Origin of the sequence: Ohtaekwangia koreensis, assembly GCF_900167975.1 — a bacterium.
Classification (GTDB): domain Bacteria; phylum Bacteroidota; class Bacteroidia; order Cytophagales; family Cyclobacteriaceae; genus Ohtaekwangia; species Ohtaekwangia koreensis.
This window is the reverse complement of record NZ_FUZU01000001.1, coordinates 1,439,069-1,461,724: the sequence shown is the minus strand read 5'-3', so window position 1 is coordinate 1,461,724 and position 22,656 is coordinate 1,439,069. Positions and strand designations below refer to the sequence as shown.

20 protein-coding genes are annotated in these 22,656 nt (G+C 43.5%); all 20 read left to right on the top strand.

Going from position 1 to position 22,656, the window contains the following annotated elements; translation table 11 throughout:
• Nucleotides 1-8: 8 nt before the first annotated feature.
• The gene (locus tag B5Y40_RS29540; protein WP_159453617.1) at nucleotides 9-182 is read left to right on the top strand and encodes a hypothetical protein; all 174 of its coding nucleotides are present in this window, start codon (nucleotides 9-11) and stop codon (nucleotides 180-182) included.
• 18 nt (nucleotides 183-200) lie between these two features.
• A complete protein-coding gene (gene pdxA / locus B5Y40_RS06195; protein WP_079685810.1) occupies nucleotides 201-1,220 on the top strand; it encodes a 4-hydroxythreonine-4-phosphate dehydrogenase PdxA in 1,020 nt (339 codons plus the stop codon).
• Between the two features lie 92 nt (nucleotides 1,221-1,312).
• A complete protein-coding gene (locus B5Y40_RS06190) occupies nucleotides 1,313-1,699 on the top strand; it encodes a TerB family tellurite resistance protein (RefSeq protein WP_143785631.1) in 387 nt (128 codons plus the stop codon).
• A 160-nt stretch (nucleotides 1,700-1,859) separates the two neighbouring features.
• A complete protein-coding gene (locus tag B5Y40_RS06185; protein WP_079685808.1) occupies nucleotides 1,860-2,393 on the top strand; it encodes a YceD family protein in 534 nt (177 codons plus the stop codon).
• Nucleotides 2,394-2,407: 14 nt separating this feature from the next.
• The gene (rpmF, locus tag B5Y40_RS06180) at nucleotides 2,408-2,599 is read left to right on the top strand and encodes a 50S ribosomal protein L32 (RefSeq protein WP_079685807.1); all 192 of its coding nucleotides are present in this window, start codon (nucleotides 2,408-2,410) and stop codon (nucleotides 2,597-2,599) included.
• A gap of 204 nt (nucleotides 2,600-2,803) precedes the next feature.
• Complete coding sequence (locus tag B5Y40_RS06175; RefSeq protein ID WP_079685806.1) at nucleotides 2,804-3,799, top strand: beta-ketoacyl-ACP synthase III; 996 nt, start codon at nucleotides 2,804-2,806, stop codon at nucleotides 3,797-3,799.
• A 130-nt stretch (nucleotides 3,800-3,929) separates the two neighbouring features.
• A complete protein-coding gene (efp, locus tag B5Y40_RS06170) occupies nucleotides 3,930-4,496 on the top strand; it encodes an elongation factor P (RefSeq protein ID WP_079685805.1) in 567 nt (188 codons plus the stop codon).
• A gap of 112 nt (nucleotides 4,497-4,608) precedes the next feature.
• Nucleotides 4,609-5,094, top strand: coding sequence for an acetyl-CoA carboxylase biotin carboxyl carrier protein (accB, locus tag B5Y40_RS06165; RefSeq protein WP_079687102.1), 486 nt, complete (start codon nucleotides 4,609-4,611; stop codon nucleotides 5,092-5,094).
• 105 nt (nucleotides 5,095-5,199) lie between these two features.
• Complete coding sequence (gene accC, locus B5Y40_RS06160; RefSeq protein WP_079685804.1) at nucleotides 5,200-6,549, top strand: acetyl-CoA carboxylase biotin carboxylase subunit; 1,350 nt, start codon at nucleotides 5,200-5,202, stop codon at nucleotides 6,547-6,549.
• 122 nt (nucleotides 6,550-6,671) lie between these two features.
• On the top strand, nucleotides 6,672-8,315 hold the full coding sequence (locus B5Y40_RS06155) for a TldD/PmbA family protein (RefSeq protein ID WP_079685803.1): 1,644 nt from the start codon (nucleotides 6,672-6,674) through the stop codon (nucleotides 8,313-8,315).
• Between the two features lie 11 nt (nucleotides 8,316-8,326).
• Complete coding sequence (locus tag B5Y40_RS06150; protein WP_079685802.1) at nucleotides 8,327-9,967, top strand: TldD/PmbA family protein; 1,641 nt, start codon at nucleotides 8,327-8,329, stop codon at nucleotides 9,965-9,967.
• Nucleotides 9,968-10,040: 73 nt separating this feature from the next.
• Nucleotides 10,041-11,375 (top strand): TldD/PmbA family protein, encoded by a 1,335-nt coding sequence (locus tag B5Y40_RS06145; RefSeq protein ID WP_079685801.1) that lies wholly within the window; start codon nucleotides 10,041-10,043, stop codon nucleotides 11,373-11,375.
• A 229-nt stretch (nucleotides 11,376-11,604) separates the two neighbouring features.
• Complete coding sequence (locus B5Y40_RS06140; protein WP_079685800.1) at nucleotides 11,605-13,242, top strand: TldD/PmbA family protein; 1,638 nt, start codon at nucleotides 11,605-11,607, stop codon at nucleotides 13,240-13,242.
• A gap of 6 nt (nucleotides 13,243-13,248) precedes the next feature.
• Nucleotides 13,249-14,583, top strand: coding sequence for a TldD/PmbA family protein (locus B5Y40_RS06135; protein ID WP_079685799.1), 1,335 nt, complete (start codon nucleotides 13,249-13,251; stop codon nucleotides 14,581-14,583).
• 141 nt (nucleotides 14,584-14,724) lie between these two features.
• Nucleotides 14,725-15,348 carry a DUF4159 domain-containing protein gene (locus B5Y40_RS06130; protein WP_079685798.1) on the top strand — a complete coding sequence of 208 codons (624 nt, stop codon included), beginning with the start codon at nucleotides 14,725-14,727 and terminating at the stop codon, nucleotides 15,346-15,348.
• A 96-nt stretch (nucleotides 15,349-15,444) separates the two neighbouring features.
• Nucleotides 15,445-16,449 (top strand): AAA family ATPase, encoded by a 1,005-nt coding sequence (locus B5Y40_RS06125; protein ID WP_079685797.1) that lies wholly within the window; start codon nucleotides 15,445-15,447, stop codon nucleotides 16,447-16,449.
• 13 nt (nucleotides 16,450-16,462) lie between these two features.
• Entirely contained in the window at nucleotides 16,463-17,359 is an 897-nt protein-coding gene (locus B5Y40_RS06120) for a DUF58 domain-containing protein (protein ID WP_079685796.1), read from the top strand.
• A complete protein-coding gene (locus B5Y40_RS06115; RefSeq protein ID WP_079685795.1) occupies nucleotides 17,359-18,627 on the top strand; it encodes a BatA domain-containing protein in 1,269 nt (422 codons plus the stop codon). Before B5Y40_RS06120 ends, B5Y40_RS06115 begins: the two co-directional genes overlap by 1 nt.
• Nucleotides 18,624-20,885, top strand: a complete 2,262-nt coding sequence (locus tag B5Y40_RS06110) for a hypothetical protein (protein WP_079685794.1) — start codon at nucleotides 18,624-18,626, stop codon at nucleotides 20,883-20,885. The genes B5Y40_RS06115 and B5Y40_RS06110 overlap by 4 nt, the downstream gene beginning before the upstream one ends.
• On the top strand, nucleotides 20,882-22,654 hold the full coding sequence (locus B5Y40_RS06105; protein WP_079685793.1) for a hypothetical protein: 1,773 nt from the start codon (nucleotides 20,882-20,884) through the stop codon (nucleotides 22,652-22,654). The genes B5Y40_RS06110 and B5Y40_RS06105 overlap by 4 nt, the downstream gene beginning before the upstream one ends.
• The last annotated feature ends 2 nt before the right edge of the window (nucleotides 22,655-22,656 follow it).

The following is a 22,656-nucleotide window of genomic DNA, read 5'->3' as shown; positions in this document are numbered from 1 at the left end:
ATAGTCAGATGAATCAGCTTATCGTCTTCCTCTTTCAAACTTCTACATCCTTCTTCCGGACTTTTCCGTCTTCCAGACTTCCGGACTTTGCCACATTCAACACCTCTACTTTTCTCTCCTTCCGTCTTCCTGACTTTACGACACTTTCGGACTTTCCATCATTATTTACTAAATCGCAATGAATTCATTCCTTAGCTTACATGACTCAAACACAAAAACCTCGCATTGGTATTACTCTTGGTGACCTGAATGGCGTTGGGCCTGAAGTGGTGATCAAAGCACTGGCAGACAATCGCCTGCTCAATCTAATTACTCCGGTTATATATGGATCTGCACGGGCGATTTCATTTTATAAGAAGCAGTTAAACATTGAGGAATTTAATTACTCCCAGGTTCGTAACAAGGGACAGTTCACTGTGAAGACGATCAACGTGGTGAATAGTTGGGAAGATACTGTTGAGATCACTCCGGGAAAAGCATCCAAGGAGACTGGCAAGGCAGCACTGATTGCTTTAAAGCAAGCGTGTGAAGAATTAAAGGAAGGATTAATTGATGCGTTGGTAACGGCTCCTATCGACAAACTCAGTATTCATAGTGAAGAGTTTCCATTCAAAGGTCATACAGAATTTCTTACCACATACTTTGGCGCAACGGAGAGCCTGATGTTTATGGTAAGCAACACGCTGCGTGTTGGTTTAGTAACAGAACATATTCCGGTAAAAGATGTAGCAGCGGCTATATCAAAAGAGAAGATCGAAGCTAAGCTTCGACTCATGGAGCACTCGCTTCGTAAAGATTTTGGAATCGCTAAACCTAAGATTGCTGTACTCGGATTGAATCCACATGCTGGCGATGGTGGTTTAATAGGCCAGGAAGATGAGTTGATCATTAAGCCCGTGGTTAATGACCAGCGAAATAAAGGCAAGTTGGTATACGGACCGTTTCCGGCTGACGGCTTTTTTGCTTCAGGACAATATGCCAAGTATGATGCCGTTCTGGCCATGTATCACGACCAGGGTCTTATCCCTTTCAAATCTATAGCCTTTGATGAGGGAATAAACTTCACAGCCGGGTTGCCCATCGTACGCACCTCTCCTGACCATGGCACGGGCTATACGATAGCAGGTAAAAACCAGGCAAGTGAGAGCTCACTTCGCGAAGCCATTTATAGAGCACATGATATTTTTAAACATCGATTTGAACCATCCACAGAAAAATAAGCTTACTTAGGTAGGCCATTTTTACCACTTGACCAGACTGGTAAGGTTAGTTTTTATTAATGGTTATATTTGATCTTCAAGTATTAGTTGAAATGGATATCGTCACTAAGAAGCAACTGAACATACTTATTCAACTGGCTGAAGCCGACAAGCACTTTGCTAAGATCGAGCGTGAACTGATTTTTAAAATTGCCAGAGAGCGTAAATTTCCGGAAGAAGAAGTGCTGGAGCTAATCCGTAACCCAGAACCTATCGATTCGTTAGGTGCTCTTTCTTTGGATCAGAAGTTCGATTACCTGATGTCTAGCGTGGAGCTGGTGTTTGTGGATCAGAATGTATTTGAAAGTGAGATCATTTTCACAAAAAACATTGCGATCAAACTAGGTTTCAAAAAAGGTGTTATCGACTTTTTTATCGAAAACTATGGTAAAAAATCACGTCAGGAATTAAAGGATGTAGCCATCCATGAATACATCTAAATCTTTTCAGCTCGTATTCTGACCTGTTTATTACTTTAAAAATGCCGTCCTAGACGCCTGGAATTGATGATTTACGCAATTTCTGTACACGTTCGTGTAGAATTTCATTAATTCTCCTAAATTTGCCGACTAATTTTAAAAGCCTTTCGGGGCGCGATTTGTGGGGGCTTATAGCGTAAATATTATCAGCCTGAGCAACAAAATTCACCATTTCAATTATGATCTAGGTGATACGTTTTTCAGGGAATACGGAACTGACCTTGTTTCGCAAGGGAGCTTCCATGCTGATGTAGCGCTTAATAAACATGAAACGTTCATTGAAGCTGACTTTATAATTAAAGGAAACGCAGTGCTGACTTGTGACAGAAGCCTGGAACCCTTTGATTTTCCAATCGAAAGCGATCATCGTATTCTTTTCAAGTTTGGTGATACCAATGAAGAGATGAGTGATGAGATTATCATGATTCATCGCGATACCGCTACGCTGGAACTTGGTCAGTATTTATATGAATTCATTGCCCTGGCTATACCGATTAAAAAACTCCATCCGAAATTTCAGGAAGCTGAAGACGATGAAGATGAAAACCAGGAAGGTAAGATTGTGTACACCTCTTCTTCTGATGAAAAAGGTGGTGACAACGATGATAATGATGGAATCGACCCTCGCTGGAATATATTAAAGAAATTAAAATAAACAGTTTTTAGACTATGCCGAATCCGAAACGAAAAACCTCGAAAACCCGCAGAGATAAAAGAAGAACGCATTACAAAGCAACTGCAAAGCAGTTAGCGGTATGCCCTACTACGGGAGAAAACCACCTGCCACACCGTGCTTTCTGGCTTGAAGGCAAACTTTACTTCAATGGTAGAGTGGTGATGGAAAAAGAAGTTCTGGCGTAATTGCATGAACGGGTCTGCACTCGAAAACATTCAGTTCGCTGAACGTGTGGCGTATACTACAATCGGGAAAGACAATCACCCTATGATTATCTCGAAAGAGATTGATTAATTAAAAAAATCAATGCTCGGTGTATATATACACCGGGCTTTTTCTTTTTTATCGGTTGCCAGGGCTGACAACCATTCTTGAAATTAAAAACTTGTATGACTAAAATCAGAGCAGCCATTACCGGAGTTGGAGGATACGTTCCGGATTATATACTTACCAATCAGGAGCTTGAAACCATGGTGGAGACAAGTGATGAATGGATCACGTCACGCACGGGTATAAAAGAAAGAAGGATCCTGAAAGGTGAAAATCAAGGAGTATCTGTATTGGGTATAGCAGCTGTAAATAACATGCTGGCTAAAACCAAAATCGATCCGAAAGAAATTGATTGCGTCATCTTCGCTACGGTTACTGCTGACATGACCTTTCCTGCTACGGCTAACATCGTAGCCACCGCAGTGGGTGCTGTGAATGCATTCAGCTTTGATATGGGTGCTGCCTGCTCAGGTTTTATATATGCACTTACCACAGGCGCCAGCTTTATTCAGTCTGGTATGTACAAAAAGGTTGTTGTGATCGGTGGCGATAAAATGTCTGCGATCATGGACTATACCGACAGAAGTACATGTATCATTTTTGGTGATGGTGCCGGCTGTGTTTTACTGGAACCTACTACAGAAGATGTAGGCGTAATCGATGCAGAGTTGAAGAGTGATGGCGCGGGTGAAACATATCTGCATATGAAGGCCGGTGGAAGCCGCATGCCTGCATCACAGGAATCAATCGACAAGCGCTTACACTATGTATATCAGGAAGGCTCGGCTGTATTCAAATTCGCTGTAACCAACATGGCTGATGTAGCGGCACAAATTACTGCCAGAAATAATCTCACTCCTGAAAATATAGCATGGCTTGTTCCTCACCAGGCCAACAAACGTATTATCGATGCAACGGCACATCGTGTCGGCATTACAGAAGATAAAGTAATGATGAACATCGAACGCTATGGGAACACGACAGGAGGTACTATACCTCTTTTGTTATGGGACTATGAAAAGCAACTTAAGAAAGGAGACAATCTCCTGCTTGCTGCGTTTGGTGGTGGTTTTACATGGGGAGCTGTTTACCTGAAATGGGCTTATAACAGTTAATCGTTATCGGTTATTTGTTAATAGTATATATCCACGCGATTCACTATTAACAAGCAACGGGTATAACGGATAGGCAGCTGTCAACTTGTATTTATTTAATTGATTCGTAACTTAATGACCTAATTTTTTTATGGCAACCGTATCTGATTTAAGTAAGGGAAACTTTATGCGCTACAACGGTGAAGTTGTGCAGGTAGAAGAACTGCAACACCGCACCCCCGGAAACTTGCGTGCATTCTATCAAATAAAAATGCGCAACGTACGGAATGGTAAAGTAGCAGAGAACCGTTTCCGTCCTGGTGATGAAGTGGAGATTCTTAGAGTTGAAACAAAAGAATATCAATATCTATATGCTGATGGTGAAAGCCTCGTGTGTATGGATAACGAAACATTCGATCAGATTTACCTTGACAGAGCCTTACTGGGTGACGCTGTAAACTATATCAAAGAAGGTGTAACATTGCTGATCGCATTTGAGAACGGTGAAAGCGCTATCACTGCAGAAGCTCCTTCTCATGTGACCATGGAAATTCAATATACTGAGCCAGGCGTACAAGGCGATACCGCTACACGTACGCTAAAATCAGCTACGCTGGAAAACGGTGTAGAAGTACGTGTTCCGCTTTTTGTAAATACAGGTGATAAAATTAAAATCGATACACGCACCGGTGCCTATATCGAACGTGTAAAAGAATAAACGAAGGATCATGAGCAAAACCCCAGCATCAAAAACAACTGCTAAAAAAGGAACAACAAAACCTTCAAGGGCAACAACAGAATCTACAGCAACAGCATCAACGCAGACTGAAATGAAAACATCCGAGATACGCGACCTTATCGATTTCATCTCCAAGTCAGGCTTGAATGAAGTGGACATTGAAACAAAAGAATTGAAGCTTCATGTGAAGCGTGAGCCCGATCAGAAAATATTTAAGTCAAGTCCGGTAATGTCACCGGTAGCGGCTACAGCTCCGGTTGCTACATCTGCGGCACCTGCAGCACAAACTCCCGCTGTACAAACAAAAGCTGCCGAAGCACCTGCTTCCGGCAAGAAAACTATCGAAATCAAATCACCGATGATCGGTACATTCTATCGCTCATCAAATCCCGATACACCTCCGTTCGCTTCGGTAGGAGATAAAATTTCCAAAGGACAAACGGTATGCATTATTGAAGCCATGAAACTCTTCAATGAAATTGAATCAGAAATATCAGGTACCATTGTTAAGGCTCCTGTAGAAAATGCAACACCTGTAGAATACGACCAGGTATTGTTTGTAGTTGAACCTGATTAATATCGATACTAGTAATTTAAGGTTCAGGATTTAAAGTTGAGGCAATAATGCGCCCGGCCTTAAATTCTGAACCTTAAAAATTTCAACCTTGAAAGAGACAAGACTATGTTTAAGAAAATATTGATAGCGAACCGTGGTGAAATTGCGTTACGAGTTATTCGTACCTGCAAAGAAATGGACATCAAAACAGTGGCCGTATACTCCACCGCTGATCGCGAAAGCCTTCACGTACGTTTTGCCGATGAGGCCGTATGTATAGGAGATGCACCCAGTAAAGATTCTTACCTCAACATTCCCCGTATTATATCTGCAGCCGAAATTACCAACGCCGATGCTATACATCCGGGCTACGGATTTTTATCTGAGCGCGCTGAGTTCTCTGCTATATGTCACGAATACGGAATTAAATTTATAGGCCCCACACCTGCCATGATCAACGCGATGGGCGATAAAGCCACTGCGAAAGATACCATGAAGAAAGCTGGTGTACCTACGATCCCTGGTTCAGATGGCTTACTCGATTCAATTGAGCAAGGTATATCATTGGCAAAAGAAATCGGATATCCGGTGATTGTAAAAGCAACTGCTGGTGGTGGTGGTAAAGGTATGCGTATCATCAACGATGAAACTGAATTCAAGAAAGCATGGGACGATGCTAAACGTGAAGCCGGTGCTTCGTTTGGTAACGATGGACTATATCTTGAGAAATTCGTCGAAGAGCCACGCCATATAGAAATACAGGTAATGGGCGATCAGTATGGAAAAGTATGTCACCTTTCCGAACGTGATTGTTCCGTACAACGCAGACACCAGAAGCTTGTAGAAGAAACCCCCTCTCCTGTTGTAAGCCAGGAACTGCGCGAGCGCATGGGTGAAGCTGCTATAAAAGGAGCCAAGGCTATAAATTATGAAGGTGCTGGTACAATCGAATTTTTGGTTGACAAGCATGGTGATTTCTACTTCATGGAAATGAATACACGTATCCAGGTAGAACACCCGATCACCGAAGAAGTTACCGATTATGATTTGATCAAAGAACAGATTAAGTCTGCGGCAGGTGTTCCGATTTCGGGCACAAATTATTTTCCGAACCTATATGCGATGGAATGTCGTATCAATGCAGAAGATCCTGCAAACGGTTTCCGTCCTTCACCAGGAAAAATTATAAACCTACATTTACCAGGTGGCCACGGTGTACGTGTTGATAGCCATGTATATGCAGGATATACTATACCTCCTAATTATGATAGTATGATTGCCAAGCTGATCGTAAGCGGCCAGTCACGCGAAGAAGTAATTACACGGATGAAACGTGCACTCAGTGAATTTGTAATCGAAGGAGTAAAAACTACGATACCATTTCACCTCGCATTGATGGACAACGCTATATTCCGCTCTGGTAAATTTACTACCAAGTTTCTCGAAACATCATTTGATTTCTCTACGATTAAGTAGCGTTTTCTCCGAAAGGAGACCACTCACATAAACTAATAGCAAAGGATACCATTTTCGGTATCCTTTTTTGCTTTTTGGATAACTTACTATCCGAATAACTCATAACCTTAACTTCGATAACCTTGAAAAGACGAGATTTTGTTCAACTCGCAGGGCTTGGTATTGGCGGGATGCTACTACCATTCTCTACCTTGGGTAATCCGGTTCCGGTCGAGGCAATGTTGGATTCACCCCTGGATACATCACAAAAAAAACAATTGGCAGATGTAGCGCTTAATACAGCGAAGGCCGCGGGTGCAACGTATGCCGACATCCGTATCGGACGATACCTCAATCAGTTTATTACCACGCGCGAAAACAAAGTACAGAATCTTGTAAACACTGAATCGTTCGGTGCAGGGATTCGTGTTATCGCAAATGGTACGTGGGGATTTGCAGCTACCAACCTGGTTACGGCCGATGGCATTCGTAAAGCCACGCAACAAGCCGTTGCTATAGCAAAAGCAAATTCAAAATTTCAGAAAGAGCCGGTAAGACTCGCGCCTGTTAAAGGCCACGGGGAAGTAACGTGGAAGACACCCATTCAAAAAAATGCTTTTGAAGTTCCGGTCTCTGAGAAAACAGATTTACTTCTGAAAGCAAATGCTGCGGCACTTCAGAATGGTGCCAGCTTTGTAAACTCCAATCTCTTCCAGATCAATGAGCAAAAATACTTTGCTTCTACAGAAGGCTCCTATATAGATCAGGATATACATCGCATCTGGCCAACCTTTACCGTATCCGCTATAGATCGTGCTTCGGGTAAATTTAAAACGCGCGATGCATTGAGCGCTCCTATGGGGATGGGATATGAATACATGATCCCGAAGGCTGAAGATAAAGTAAAAGGTATAGCAGGCACCATGCTATATCGCAACAGTTATGATATAGTAGAAGATGCTGCCATTGCTGCCAAGCAGGCAAAGGAAATGATTACAACTTCTAAATCGGTTGAGCCTGGTAAATATGATCTCGTGCTTGAACCTAATCACTTGGGACTTACTATTCACGAATCAGTAGGCCACCCGTTGGAGCTTGATCGTATCCTCGGATATGAAGCGAATTATGCCGGAACCAGTTTCGCCTCATTGGAAAAATTAAAATCCGGTAACTTTAAATACGGAAGCAACCTGGTAAACATTTTTGCTGACAAGCAACAACCCGGTTCGCTCGGTGCTGTAGGATACGATGATGAAGGCGTAAAATCAAGACGCTGGGATCTGATCAAAGACGGCATCTTCGTCAACGTACAGGCTATCCGCGATCAAGTACATATGCTGGGACAAAATGAATCGCATGGCTGTTGCTATTCGCAGAGCTGGAGCGATGTGCAGTTTCAACGCATGCCCAACGTATCGCTTGCTCCCGGCAAAGATCCTTATAGTCCGGAACAAATGATCAAAGATGTAGAGAAAGGTATATATATAGCCGGTCGTGGTTCCTTCTCCATCGATCAGCAACGCTATAATTTTCAGTTCGGTGGCACGGTGTTCTACGAAATTAAGAATGGTCAGATTGCAGGCATGCTCAACGATGTAGCCTATCAATCGAATACACAGGAATTCTGGAACAGCTGCGCAAAAATCTGCGATGAAAAAGATTACCGTCTCTTTGGATCTTTCTTCGATGGCAAAGGACAACCCTCACAGGTAAGTGCAGTATCTCACGGTAGTGCAACGACTCGCTTCAATGGCGTAAATGTTATTAACACAGGCAGAACCATCTAACCCAATAGCCCATGAAGAGAAGAGATTTTATGCAACTAGCCGGAATGGGTGCAGGCGCCATGCTCCTCCCTATATCTGCATTCTCAAATCCAGTAGACCCGGCTCGCATGCTCGAGCCTTTGCTGGATGCAAAGCAGAAAAAGCAACTCGCAGATGTAGCCTTGAACACTGCTAAATCATTCGGTGCTACATATGCCGATGTTCGCATCGGGCGATACCTGAATCAGTTTGTAATCACGCGTGAAAAGAAAGTACAAAATATAGTCAACACAGAATCATTTGGTGTTGGCATTCGCGTCATTGTAAATGGTACATGGGGATTTGCAGCAACGAATAATGTTACTACCGATGGCATGAAGAAAACTGCAGAACGTGCTGCGATCATTGCCAAAGCAAATTCCAAATTTCAAAAGGAACCCGTAAAGCTCGCTCCTACTCCATCGTATGGAGAAGTGAGTTGGAAGACTCCTATAAAGAAGAATGGCTTCGAAGTTCCGGTAAAGGAAAAAGTTGATCTGCTGATGAATGCGAATGCCAAAGCAATGGAAAAAGGCGCAAGCTTCGTAAATAGTCTGATGTTCCTTGTGAATGAGCAAAAGTACTTTGCTTCAACGGAAGGTTCCTATATAGATCAGGATGTACATCGTACATGGCCCAGCTTTACCGTTACGATGATCGACCGCGCTTCCGGACAATTCAAGAATCGTGCGGCCTTCAGCGCTCCCGTTGGTATGGGATATGAGTACCTGGATGCACGGCCTGAAGATAAAATTGAAGGTCCCGGAGGAATTATACTATATAATAAATCTTATGATATAGTGGAAGATGCCGGTATGGCAGCTGAGCAAGCCAAGCAAATTATCGCAGCGAAATCAGTAGAGCCGGGTAAATATGATCTTGTGCTTGAACCATCACACATGTGGCTTACCATTCACGAATCTGTAGGACACCCTACTGAATTAGATCGTGTACTCGGATATGAAGCCAACTATGCAGGCACAAGTTATCTTACACTTGACAAATGGAAATCCGGTAAGTTTAACGCAGGCAGCAAAATTGTAAACTTCGTAGCCGATAAAACGCAGCCGGGTTCTCTGGGTGCTGTGGCTTATGATGATGAAGGCGTGAAATGTAAATCGTGGGATATCATTAAAGATGGAACACTGGTAAATTATCAGGCGATTCGCGACCAGGTAAATATCATTGACCAGAAAGAGTCACATGGTTGCTGCTACTCGCAGAGCTGGAGTGATGTACAGTTTCAGCGCATGGCAAATATATCTTTGAAACCAGGCAAGGAGCAGGTTACACCGGAGCAGATGATCTCCAATGTCGACAAAGGTATATATATCGTGAAAGATGGTTCGTTCTCCATCGATCAGCAACGCTATAACTTCCAGTTCGGAGGTGTCCTATTCTTTGAAATCAAGAATGGCAAGATCGCAGGCATGCTGAAAGATGTAGCCTACCAGGCCAACTCACAGGAGTTCTGGAATTCCTGTGTTCAGATCTGTGATGAACGTGACTACCGGTTAAACGGAGCCTTCAACGATGGCAAGGGACAACCGAGCCAGTCGAATGCAGTATCGCACGGATCGGCTACCACACGTTTCAACGGTGTCAGCGTAATCAATACAGGACGAACTATATAACTCATTTCGGTTTATGATCATGATCTATACCATCACATCATCAACCACAATCCTAAACTAAATCGTAAATCCCATGGCCATACTTTCAAAAGAAGAAGCTAAAAAGATATTGGAGAAAGTGATCAGCTTATCCAAAGCCGATGGTTGCTCGGTAACGCTCAACGGCAACGACAGAGGCAACATTCGCTATGCACGTAACAGCGTTTCAACCGCTGGCGAGAATAGCAACATTGTATTAGGTGTACAATCGTATTACGGTAAAAAATCCGGCTCTGCTACCATCAACGAATTCGATGATGCATCACTCGAAAAAGTAGTAAGACGCTCGGAAGAACTGGCCAAGCTTGCACCTGAGAATCCTGAGTTCATGGATCCATTGCCACAGCAAAACTATGGCCCTGATTCAAAAACTTTTTCGGAAGCCACTGCTAATATTACTCCTGACTTCAGAGCACAGGCTGCTGCTGATAGTATAAATCCCGCTGCAGCGAAAGATGTTACTGCTGCCGGCTATCTTGAAGACAGCCGCGGATTCTCTTGCATGATGACCAGCAAAGGTCTCTATGCCTATAACAAAGCAACAAGCGTTGACTTCACTGTTACCATGCGCTCGAATGATGGCACCGGTTCAGGTTGGGCTGCTGCCGATTTAAATGATGTAAGCAAACTGAATGCTGCAGACGTTTCGAAGATAGCCATTGACAAAGCGTTGATGTCACGCAACGCCAAGGCTATTGAACCCGGTAAATATACTGTGATCCTGGAGCCTTCCGCAGGAGCAGATTTGATTCGCCTGATGCTGAACATGAATGCGCGCCAGGCCGATGAAGGCAGAAGTTTTCTTTCCAAAAAAGGCGGAGGAACGAAGCTTGGTGAAAAACTGGTAGATGAACGCGTGAATATATATACTGATCCATGGAGTGAAGATGTACCCGCATCACCATGGTCTGGTGATGGGCTTGCACGCAAGAAAATGGATTTGATCCGTAATGGTGCCGTTGCAAACCTGATCTACGATCGGTATTGGGCAACACAGAAAAATGTAGAAGCCGTTCCGTTCCCGGGCAATGCTATTATGGATGGAGGAAGTGCATCGTTGGAAGACATGATCAAGGATACCAAGAAAGGTATACTGGTAACACGCTTCTGGTATATACGTCCCGTAGATCCACAAACGTTGCTATATACTGGTTTGACTCGCGATGGAACTTTCTACATTGAGAATGGTAAGATCAAGCATCCGATCAAGAACTTCCGTTTCAACGAAAGTCCGATCATCATGCTGAACAACCTGGAAACACTAGGACAGCAGAAACGTGCCGTAACCAGCGAAGGTGGAACCAATGTATATATACCGTACATGAAGATCCGCGACTTTACGTTCAGCAGTCTGTCAGACGCTGTTTAGTATATATTTATAAAAACCAGAGAGGCTGTTACTGCAAACAGCCTCTCTTTGATTATACCGGTCTGTGATCTTTACCTGTATATCTGTGATGTCGAATTTAACAGCACAAAAATCACGAAGCTTGCGGTATAATAACTCTTTATGGCTCTATACGTTTGCATAAGCAGTAAAGTATTCTCTATCTTAAAACAGAATTGACGATCAAGCTCATTAACCAATAACAACCCTTATGAAACGAAGAGATTTTATTCACCTGGCAGGCATGGGCGCATCGGCCGCAGTGCTTGCAGGAATTCCGTCTTTCGGGAAAGCCATTCCTCCCGAGCGGGCATTGGAAACCATTGATGTCGCGCAGAAGAAACAAATGGCAGATGTAGCACTCAACGCAGCACGATCGAAAGGTGCAACCTATACCGATGTACGCATCGGGCGTTACCTGAATCAATTTGTTATTACACGTGAAGACAAAGTAGAGAACATTGTAAACACGGAGTCGTACGGAATGGGAGTACGCGTAATCGCCAATGGCGGATGGGGCTTTGCTGCTACTGATAAACTGGATAAAGACAGCATTGCTAAAACTGCAGAACTCGCAGTCGCTATAGCGAAAGAAAATTCGCGCCTGCTAAGCGAACCCGTACAACTTGTTTCTCAAAAAGGATACGGTGAAGTAAGCTGGAAAGCTCCCATTGAAAAAAATTCATTCGAAGTTCCTCTAAAGGAAAAAGTAGATCTGCTACTCAGCGTAAATGATGCTGCCATCAAAGGAGGAGCTAACTATATAAATTCATTTTTGTTCACTGTAAATGAACAGAAATATTTTGCATCTACGGATGGCTCCTATATCGATCAGGATATACATCGCATCTGGCCAACGTTCTTCATCACGAAGATCGATGCTGCTACCGGAAAATTTGAAACACGTAATGCCCTCAGCGCCCCTATGGGAATGGGCTATGAATATCTCAACGCTCGTCCGCAAGACAAGATCAAAGGTCCTACTACACTATATAAAGGCCGCTATGATATGATTGAAGATGCGCGTGCCGGTGCACAACAGGCAGGCGAAAAATTAAAAGCTAAATCTGTTGAAGCAGGTAAATATGATCTGATCCTGGATCCTTCTCATTTGTGGTTAACCATTCACGAATCTGTAGGTCACCCTACTGAACTGGATCGCGTGCTCGGCTATGAAGCAAACTTTGCCGGTACCAGTTTCTTAACGCTTGATAAGTGGGAATCTAAAAAATTCAACTTCGGAAATAAAAATGTAAACCTCTTTGCAGACAAACAGCAAGTCGGTTCACTCGGTGCTGTAGGGTATGATGACGAAGGCGTACAGTGTGGCCGTTGGGATCTTGTGAAAGATGGTATACTTGTAAATTACCAGGCTATACGTGATCAGGCACACATCATCGGGCTGACAGCTTCACAAGGTTGCTGCTATGCCGATAGCTGGAGCAGCGTGCAATTCCAGCGCATGCCGAATGTATCGCTACAGGCAAGCAAAGAAAAACGCAGTGTTGATGACCTTATCAAAAATGTAGAGAAGGGTATATATATCATTGGCGATGGATCTTTCTCCATCGATCAGCAGCGCTATAATTTCCAGTTTGGCGGGCAGTTATACTATGAGATCAAGAACGGAAAAATTGCAGGCATGCTGAAAGATGTGGCCTACCAGGCAAACACACATGAGTTCTGGAATTCATGTGCCGGTACTGCCGATGAATCAGATTATCGTTTGGGAGGATCTTTCTTTGACGGTAAAGGTCAGCCATCGCAGTCCAGCGCTGTATCACACGGCTCTGCTACTACGCATTTTAAAGGAGTAAACGTTATTAACACATCACGCAACATCGGATAATATACTATGCCTATACTTACAAAAGATGAAGCACAGGCTTTACTAAAAAAAGTACTGAGCTATTCCAAAGCAGAACAATGCGAAGTGAATATATATGGCGGTGATAGCGGCAACATCCGGTATGCACGCAATTCGGTTTCTACCAGTGGTAACATAAGTCAGAGTACATTAATAGTATCATCAGCCTTTGGTAAAAAATTAGGAACTGCCACCATCAACGAGTTTGATGACGTCTCCTTGCAAAAAGTAGTAAAGCGTTCGGAAGAACTCGCACAACTTGCTCCGGAAAATCCAGAGTTCGTGCCTTTTCTTGAACCGCAGAAATATGCTGAGCCTATAACATTCGTTCAGGCAACTGCTTCCATTACTCCCAAGCAACGTACCGATGCTGTAGCGCAAAGTCTGCAGGTATCAAAAGATAACAAACAAGTTGCCGCAGGCTTCCTCGAAGACAACAAAGCATTTTCAGCGATGATGAATTCGAAAGGATTGTTTGCCTATAACACGGCCACCAATGTAAACTTTTCGATTACGGTACGCACAGCCGATGGTAAAGGATCAGGCTATGCGACACGCGGCTATAATGATTTCACAAAACTCGATACGAAAGCAGCAACTGAAATTGCTACACAGAAGAGTATGAAGTCTGCTGCGGCCAAAGCGATCGAGCCGGGTAAATATACTGTGATCCTGGAGCCCGCGGCTGCGGCTGTGTTGCTGGAAAGAATCCTTTTCGATCTCGATGCACGCCAGGCGGATGAAGGTCGTAGTTCATTTAGCAAAGCCGGTGGAAAAACAAGGCTTGGAGAAAAGCTGATGGACGAGCGTGTAACTATATATTCAGATCCGCTGAATCCTGAACTTCCTACCAGCACCTGGAATGGTGACGGACGCCCGCATGAAAAAACCACATGGATCGAGAAAGGCGTTGTAAAGAACTTTTCTTATTCACGCTATTGGGCACAGAAGAAAAATGTAAAAGCTATACCAAGCCCGAACAGCTTTATCATGGAAGGCGGAACCAAATCATTGCAGGATCTGATAGCGGGTACCAAGAAAGGTATTCTCGTTACGAGGCTGTGGTATATTCGCGATGTTGATCCGCAAACCTTGCTGTTAACAGGATTGACTCGCGATGGAACATTTTACATCGAGAATGGCAAGATTCAATATCCGATCAAGAACTTCCGCTTTAACGAAAGCCCCATCATCATGTTGAATAACCTAGAAGAACTAGGGGCAGCAGAACGTACGGTGAGTGTAGAATCCAATAATAATTACCTGATTCCGCCTATGAAAATCCGTGACTTTACATTCACGAGTTTATCTGACGCCATCTAGGTATAAAAGAGTATACAATCGAAAGAAGTCCCTTGTTATCGAGGGACTTCTTCATTTTCACACTTCCGAATTCGTTTCAGCATCCACTTATATAATTTTATTTTATCATTCAACAGAAAAAGGGAACTTGCCATTGTATATATGTCCGCGGCAAACAAGTTTTTTTTTACACGCCTTCAATATGAATCCGGTGACTGGGATGTAGACCAGCGCATGCCGTCTAACGTATTGAATTCTCTGATTGAGTATACCACGCTGAAAGTAGATACACAGGAGAATATTATTCCGCTGAGCGGTGATAAGATCTTTAGCTGCCCGTTCTGTTATTTGAGTGGACATAAACTGGTAGAGTTTACTGCAGCCGAGCGCGCTAACTTTGAAAAGTATGTACGCAACGGTGGGTTTGTATTTGTGGATGATTGTAATCATGACATCGATGGACTTTTTGCCAAGTCGTTTGAATCGCAGATGGAAGTAATTTTCGGTGCCAGTGCACTGAAGAAGATTCCGAACAACCATCCGATCTATTCCATGTTCTTTAACTTCGAGGGCCCTCCTACTACATCACAGGAATTAAATGGCTGGGGCGATGATATCGTTCACGATTACCTGAAGGCTGTGGAGATCAATGGAAAGATTGGCATACTCTATAGCAACAAAGATTATGGATGTGAATGGGATTACGACTTCCGCAATAAACGTTTCTATAAAATTGACAACACCCGCTTCAGTGTAAACATTGTTATGTATGCGATGATGCGATGATATACTATAGATCGGGATTTGGGAATCAGATCAGCTTAAAAATTTCTGCGTTAAGCCTTGGACTTAAATTCAGACTTAAAGCATAAACTATATTTTATGAAAGAATTAAAAGAAGTAGAGCAATCTGTACAGAGTATAATTGAAAAGCTCGATGCGTTGAAGCAGGAAATCGGTAAAGTCATTGTCGGGCAATCCGAAACTGTTGATCAGTTACTGATTACTTTTCTCGCAGGTGGACATGCTTTACTGGAAGGCGTTCCAGGATTGGCAAAAACGTTGATGATCCGATCTTTGTCGGAAGCAATAGAACTCCCGTTCAGACGCATTCAGTTTACTCCCGACCTGATGCCTTCCGATATTATAGGAACCGAGATCCTGGAAGAAGATCATACTACAGGCAAACGCTTTTTTAAATTCAATAAAGGTCCACTCTTCGCGAATATAATTCTGGCCGATGAGATCAACCGTACTTCACCGAAAACACAATCGGCTTTACTCGAAGCCATGCAAGAGTTTTCAGTAACGTATGGTGGTGTAACGTATCCATTAGAAAAACCATTCTTTATACTTGCTACTCAAAATCCGATCGAGCAAGCCGGTACATTTCCATTACCGGAAGCACAGCTCGACCGCTTCCTGCTATATATAAAGATCGGCTACCCTACTGCAGAAGAAGAAACCGCTATACTTGAAAGTACTACGGGTAAGAAAGCAAATAAAATAAATAAAGTACTGGAAGGAAGCGAGATCAAAGAAGCACAGGAACTCGTACGCGAAGTACATATCAGCCGCGATCTCATCGAGCGCGTAAGCAGTATAGTACGATTAACACGTCCTGATTCAAGCACTCCCTATGTAAAAGATTGGGTGCGCTGGGGCGCAGGTCCACGTGCCGGTCAGGCCATGATCATGACGGCAAAAGCGCGCGCATTACTGCATGGTAATTTTGCTGTAACACTGGAAGATATAGAACGTGTAGCCTATCCGGTATTACGCCACCGGATTCTCATGAACTTCCGTGCAGAGGCCGAAGGTGTTACTTCTGATAATATCACAAAGCATTTACTCGAACACGCACAGACACAAGCTAAATCTATATAGCGATCCGCTACGCATGAATTCACAGATACGATCTTTACTGAAACCGGAAGTGATCAACACCGTGAACGGGTTGGAGTTGATTGCACGTGTTATCGTGGAAGGGTTCATGAGTGGCAGTAATAAAAGTCAGGCTGTAGGAACGGGACAGGAATTCAGTCAGTATAGAAGTTATGAACCCGGTGATGACTTGCGTATGCTTGACTGGAAAATGTATGCGCGTTCAGGGCGATATTTTATCCGCCAGGCAGATATTGAAACGAACATCACCGTAAAGTTCATGCTCGATGCCAGTCATTCCATGATGTATACCGAAGACGGGCTGAGTAAATTTATGTACGCCAAGGTAATGATCGCGGCACTCGCATATCTTGCCCGTAAACAAAGCGATGCCTTTGGTTTATTTACAGTGAACGAAAAAGAAATTCATGAAGTACATCCGCGTTTTGAACAACAGCAGTTCATGCGCTTTCTCCATATACTCGCTACAGCAAAAAGTGAAGGCACCTGGAAAAAAGGAAACGGCCTCGAACATCTATATGATCATCATGGAAAAGAAATGATCATCTTCATAACTGATCTATATGATGAAGAGAACGATCTGCTACAATTTATAGCACGATTGAAAACCGTTCGAAATGAAGTGATCGTTTTTCATCTGATGGGTCGTCAGGAAACCGACCTGGGCTTTAAAGGTTCTTTTACATTTGAAGACCTTGAAACCAAAGTACGTTCGAAAGTAGAAACGACTACGCAGCAAAAACAATATAGCGAGCGCGTACAACAGTGGATCGCACATTCAAGAAACTGGATGTTGGAAAAACAGATCAGCTATGAATTGATAAACCTCAACGATTCGTTTGAGACTACCTTGCGAAATTTTTTAAAGATCCGAAAAACCCTGGCCCGCTGATGCAATTCGCGAATCCGATATGGCTTTGGGCACTGAGTGGGTTAGCAATCCCCATCGGTATACATTTGCTGAGCCGCAAGGAAGGGAAAGTGATCTATATAGGAAGTCTCCGTCACCTCGATGAATCCAACACAAAACAATTTCGCGCGCTTAAACTAAATGAAGTACTCCTGCTCGTGATACGATGTATACTCATTATCGTAACTGTACTATTACTTGCAGGTCTTCAGGTATTAAATATACCGGCAGCTTCATCAAAATGGTTGGTTATTGAACCCGGTATTCAAAAAGATGCGAGACTTAATTCATTAACCGATAGTCTTACTGCGGCAGGTTATGAAACACATTTTATGGCCTTTGACTTTCCTGTCAGAGAAGATACTACGGCTGTGAATACAGCAAATTACTGGCCATTGATCGAGCAGCTCAAAGCAAAAGTCATACAAGATATAGTAGTGATCTCACACTCTCACCTTAAAGACTTTACAGGTGAACGTATACCAGTACCCCCTACACTTAAATGGATCACCGTTGACGCTAAGCCTGGGCAAAGTATAGTTCTGGCGCAACGGTATACATCTGACTCCGCCACGGTTCGGCTCGCTAAAAGTGATGGTTCACAGATGCGCTATACCTATCAACAGACTGCTATAACGCCGGAGCAGAGAACGGTTACAGCTGAGGGAGCAACCGCACAACTTGGATCCACCGATACATTGCACGTGATCATCGCTTACGACAAGGCTTTTCAGTTTGACGCCAACATTGTGACCGCATCGTTAAAAGCCATCCGGAAAATTCCGGCAGCACCAATCGCCATACACATTACTCCGGCAGAAAATTTTAAATATACCTCTGCGGATTGGCTGGTCTGGTTATCGGAAAAGAAAATGACTTACAAAGACGCATGCCACAAGATCACTTATAAAAACAACGCAGCCTCGACCGATATACTATTGCAAGAAGGTCCGCAAAGTCCATTTCAACAATGGCTGCTCACATCTCGACTAACGATAGACATTGCTTTACAACATCATCTCACCACGCGATTGGCTTCCGTAATGTTAAACAATCCTGAGACTATAGCGATTGCCACGAAGGCCGATAAAAGAATTTTACCAGAAGAATTCCTTAGCGCATCGTCTGAGAAATATACTCCTGTATTGAAACGTGCAGCAGTAACCACTCCCTTGGACAAGTATTTAATAATACTACTCGCATTCATGGTATTAACGGAAAGATTACTTGCTTATCATCGGAATCAATGAGCGATATACAGGCACGATATCACCTTCACCAGCTTACGCGAAAGTATAAAGCAATTCGCATGAGCGAAGCGTTCCTGTTAGCGTTGGCACTCGCATCCGTCTCGTTTGTCATACCCTACTCGTTTCAAGTTCCGGTGGCGGGTTCTATTATACTCGCGCTAACGGGTGGTATACTCTTGTTTTTATACCGATGCCAACAGCTTCATTTATTTCAACTGGATGAACATAACATTACTCGATACCTCAATCAGCATTTTAGTACGCTTCAAAATAGCAGTGATCTTCTTCTGAAAGATGATGACGGGCTTTCTACCCTGCAACGACTTCAAAAGATAAAGACCACAACTGCCTTCGAAGCACTTTACCCTGCTATACGACTCCCCCATCGTCTGCAACACGCTATAGGTATATTTATCATCAGTATAGCAGCATCCGTTGCACTTATGTCTTTCGCTCCTTTTGTGTCGCATATTTCTGAAAGATCCATACAGGCCGGACCATCTTCTACAGCAGGAGCGACACCATATGCTCCTGCACAAGTGAAAGGCACGCAAATCACCATAACGCCTCCGCCCTATACAAAGCTAAAAACACAAACGACTCGCGCATGGTCATTGACGTTTGCCGAAGGAAGCACAATAGAATGGCAGATAGAATTTACAGCCGATGTGAAAAATCCCGCGCTTATCTTTTCAGGAAAACAAAATATACCCTTGAAGTCTGAGCAGGGATCCTATACTTTGAAGCGAACGATTAGTGAAACCGGATTCTATCAGCTTGCATGGACAACTGCGCAAGGTGAAACCAAGCATTCTGATTTCTATAAGCTGGAGGTCATTAAAGATATAGCTCCGGTTGTTACCATCAACAAGCTGAATCAATTCACCGAACTTGAATTTACCAGCAGGCCTACCGTTGATGTATACGCTACACTCGCGGACGATTATGGATTGGACAATGCGCACATTATAGCCACGGTAAGCAAGGGAAGTGGTGAATCGGTTAAATTCAGGGAAGATAAACTCTTCTTTGAAAATCCTTCTACTATTTCGGGTAAACATATAGATGCAACGCGAAGGCTGGATCTCCTAAAGCTGGGCATGGAGCCCGGAGATGAGCTATACTTTTACGTGGTGGCTTTCGATACCAAACGACCACTTTCGAACCGTACACGTACTGAAACATACTTCATTTCCCTGCGCGATACTACGCAACAGGAAACCGTAGTAGACGATGGCCTTGGTGTTGATTTGATGCCTGATTATTTCCGCAGTCAGCGGCAAATCATTATTGATTCCGAGAAATTACTGAAAGAGAAAAAACAAATCTCGAAAGAAACCTTTCAATCTAAAAGTAATGAATTAGGGTACGATCAAAAAGTATTAAGATTACGCTATGGAGAATTTTTAGGAGAAGAATTTGAATCCGGTATAGGGCCACAGGAAAACCCTGCTGAAGAAGATCATGACCATGAAGAAGAAGATATAGCGAAGAAGTATGGGCATGTGCATGATACCGAAAACGAGCACAACCTGGTACAAGAGAAAAAAGGTGATCACGAACATCAACACGCTGCGAAAGAAGGCGAAGACAAGAACGGTATACCTGCCGGGTTTGTGCATGAACACGACAGTGAAGAAGAGGCTACGTTCTTCACACAATCTATTCGTGCTAAATTAAAAGCTGCGCTTACCATTATGTGGGATGCCGAACTTCACCTGCGACTATATGAACCGGAAAAATCATTACCGTTTCAGTATAAAGCATTGAAGCTATTGAAAGAGATCAGCCAGGACTCACGTATATATGTACATCGCACGGGATTTGATCCACCTCCTATTAAAGAAGAGAAGCGCATGACAGGAGATTTGAGCGAAGTAAAGAATGCAACGGCAAAAGGTAGCTCGACAGCAAAGGAGAATTACCCAGCCATTCGCAGTGCGTTGCAAGCTATAGCATGGACGATGGCATCCGATCATACTGCTATAGATAAAGCTTTACAGAAAAAATTATCGCTGGCTGGCCAGGAGCTTGGACTATTGGCGATTGCACAGCCCGGGCTATATTTGAAAAGCTTATCGCGTATCCGCGCACTGACTGAAAATGAATTAAAGCCGGAAGAACAACGCGCGGCACTGGAAGAGATACAAATTTCTTTATGGAGAGCTTTGCCGCTTGCTCCTGCTTCACCTTCTTCTGCAACGCAAACGCTGCATGCACTCGATCGTGACTTCATTAAAAATCTTGAGCGACAATGAGTGATCATACCATGGTGACGCAACCTGTACTGGACGGCTGGTGGTTTCCGGGGATACTGATTCTGCTCGGTATATATTTACTCTGGAAGGAGTATAAGCGAAACATGCGCTTCAAGGTTTTACGACTGATTGCCGTGGTCGTATTGATAGCCGCGCTCATCGGATTGTTCTTAAGGCCCGCCCTAAAGGCAGACGAAGAACTCAGCGTTGTATTGCTCACAGAAGGTTACGAGAAGAAACAAGCCGATAGTCTTTTCGCTATAAATAAAAACTTACAATTCTTCCATCTGGCAGATGCCATGCCCTATATGCATTCCAAAAGAATTGCATCGCTAAACGGTATAGCTCCCATCGCGAATGAAGTCAGAGCTATCCTTGGTAATGGATTACCAGCCTTTGCGTGGAAGCAGATCAACGATTCCTCCGTCCACTATATTCCAGGACAGCTTCCTTCCGGAGTTACAGCGCTTCATATTCCGGAGAATATTTTCACAAACCGTGAAAGTAAAATTAACGGTATATATACCCTGAAAGAAAACCCGGTAACGCTTTCCCTTCGTTCCCCGGCAGGTGTGGAAGATTCTGTAACGCTAACCGCCGGTACGGGCAATCGCTCTTTTGCATTAACGTTTATCCCCAAGCAAGCCGGCAAGTTTATATACCAGCTCACATCAAAACAAAACGGGCAAACCTTAACAGAGGATTTTCCGGTGATAGTCAATGAAGGCACTCCCTATAAAACACTCTTCCTTCAGCAGCAGCCTTCGTTTGAAACCCAGTACCTGAAAAGTTTTCTTTCAAAGAAGAATCATAGCGTTGTGCTGCGCTCACAGTTATCCAAAAACATTTTCCGATACGAGTATATAAATCATGATGCAGTTAACATCACACAGCTGGCGAAGAGAACGCTATCAGTTTTTGATCTGGTTATACTCGATACCGAGACATTGCAGGCCCTGCCGCCAACCGAGATAAAGGCACTTGAAGATGCCGTGGCAGAAGGACTGGGCGTTATCGTTCTGGTGCAGGAGACTTCCGTTACCAATCGGAACTTTCATAAACTCTTTCCCTGGAAAACGATTCCTTTAAAAAGTGACACAACGCACCTGTTACTATCGGGTAAGCAAAGCAGTACCCTTTCCGTTGCGCCTTTCATTTTTTCCGATGCAGCTTCACTTCAAGCCATCATTCAAAATAAGCGTGGAGTGTTATCGGGCTTTACCAATAAAGGTTTTGGTAAAGCAGGATTCCAGTTGCTGCAAAGTACATATCCACTTATTCTGCGAGGCGATTCATTAGGGTATAGCAAAATCTGGTCACCGGTACTGGAACAAATCTCCAGAAGTAAAACTGTAAACAGTACTCTAACTATCACAAATACATTTCCGGTATATCCGGATCAGCCAATCGACATTGAATTAATTACAAACGGAAATAACCTTACTCTGCAAGATGATAGTATACATCTGCCGCTAATGGAAGATATACGCATCGATGACGTTTGGCATGCCACGACCTGGGCCGGTAATCCGGGATGGCATACACTCTCCACCCCGGACTCCGTACAACTCCCATACTATATATCGAAGAAGGATTCCTGGAAATCGCTCGAGGCAAGCAACCGGATCAGCGTTTCAAAACAATATAGTGTCACTGAAACGAAATCAATGAATACTAAGCATACAGTATATAAATCTGTATCTCCGCTGATTTTCTTCCTGGCGTTGCTATTGGCTTTCGGATTCCTTTGGTTTACACCCAAATTATAGCG

What these genes read in the sequence shown, in the direction of transcription:
- B5Y40_RS29540 (WP_159453617.1), top strand. Translation starts at nt 9, where the DNA reads ATGAATCAGCTTATCGTCTTCCTCTTTCAAACTTCTACATCCTTCTTC.
- pdxA (WP_079685810.1), top strand. Translation starts at nt 201, where the DNA reads ATGACTCAAACACAAAAACCTCGCATTGGTATTACTCTTGGTGACCTG.
- B5Y40_RS06190 (WP_143785631.1), top strand. Translation starts at nt 1,313, where the DNA reads ATGGATATCGTCACTAAGAAGCAACTGAACATACTTATTCAACTGGCT.
- rpmF (WP_079685807.1), top strand. Translation starts at nt 2,408, where the DNA reads ATGCCGAATCCGAAACGAAAAACCTCGAAAACCCGCAGAGATAAAAGA.
- B5Y40_RS06175 (WP_079685806.1), top strand. Translation starts at nt 2,804, where the DNA reads ATGACTAAAATCAGAGCAGCCATTACCGGAGTTGGAGGATACGTTCCG.
- efp (WP_079685805.1), top strand. Translation starts at nt 3,930, where the DNA reads ATGGCAACCGTATCTGATTTAAGTAAGGGAAACTTTATGCGCTACAAC.
- accB (WP_079687102.1), top strand. Translation starts at nt 4,609, where the DNA reads ATGAAAACATCCGAGATACGCGACCTTATCGATTTCATCTCCAAGTCA.
- accC (WP_079685804.1), top strand. Translation starts at nt 5,200, where the DNA reads ATGTTTAAGAAAATATTGATAGCGAACCGTGGTGAAATTGCGTTACGA.
- B5Y40_RS06150 (WP_079685802.1), top strand. Translation starts at nt 8,327, where the DNA reads ATGAAGAGAAGAGATTTTATGCAACTAGCCGGAATGGGTGCAGGCGCC.
- B5Y40_RS06145 (WP_079685801.1), top strand. Translation starts at nt 10,041, where the DNA reads ATGGCCATACTTTCAAAAGAAGAAGCTAAAAAGATATTGGAGAAAGTG.
- B5Y40_RS06140 (WP_079685800.1), top strand. Translation starts at nt 11,605, where the DNA reads ATGAAACGAAGAGATTTTATTCACCTGGCAGGCATGGGCGCATCGGCC.
- B5Y40_RS06135 (WP_079685799.1), top strand. Translation starts at nt 13,249, where the DNA reads ATGCCTATACTTACAAAAGATGAAGCACAGGCTTTACTAAAAAAAGTA.
- B5Y40_RS06130 (WP_079685798.1), top strand. Translation starts at nt 14,725, where the DNA reads ATGTCCGCGGCAAACAAGTTTTTTTTTACACGCCTTCAATATGAATCC.
- B5Y40_RS06125 (WP_079685797.1), top strand. Translation starts at nt 15,445, where the DNA reads ATGAAAGAATTAAAAGAAGTAGAGCAATCTGTACAGAGTATAATTGAA.
- B5Y40_RS06120 (WP_079685796.1), top strand. Translation starts at nt 16,463, where the DNA reads ATGAATTCACAGATACGATCTTTACTGAAACCGGAAGTGATCAACACC.
- B5Y40_RS06115 (WP_079685795.1), top strand. Translation starts at nt 17,359, where the DNA reads ATGCAATTCGCGAATCCGATATGGCTTTGGGCACTGAGTGGGTTAGCA.
- B5Y40_RS06110 (WP_079685794.1), top strand. Translation starts at nt 18,624, where the DNA reads ATGAGCGATATACAGGCACGATATCACCTTCACCAGCTTACGCGAAAG.
- B5Y40_RS06105 (WP_079685793.1), top strand. Translation starts at nt 20,882, where the DNA reads ATGAGTGATCATACCATGGTGACGCAACCTGTACTGGACGGCTGGTGG.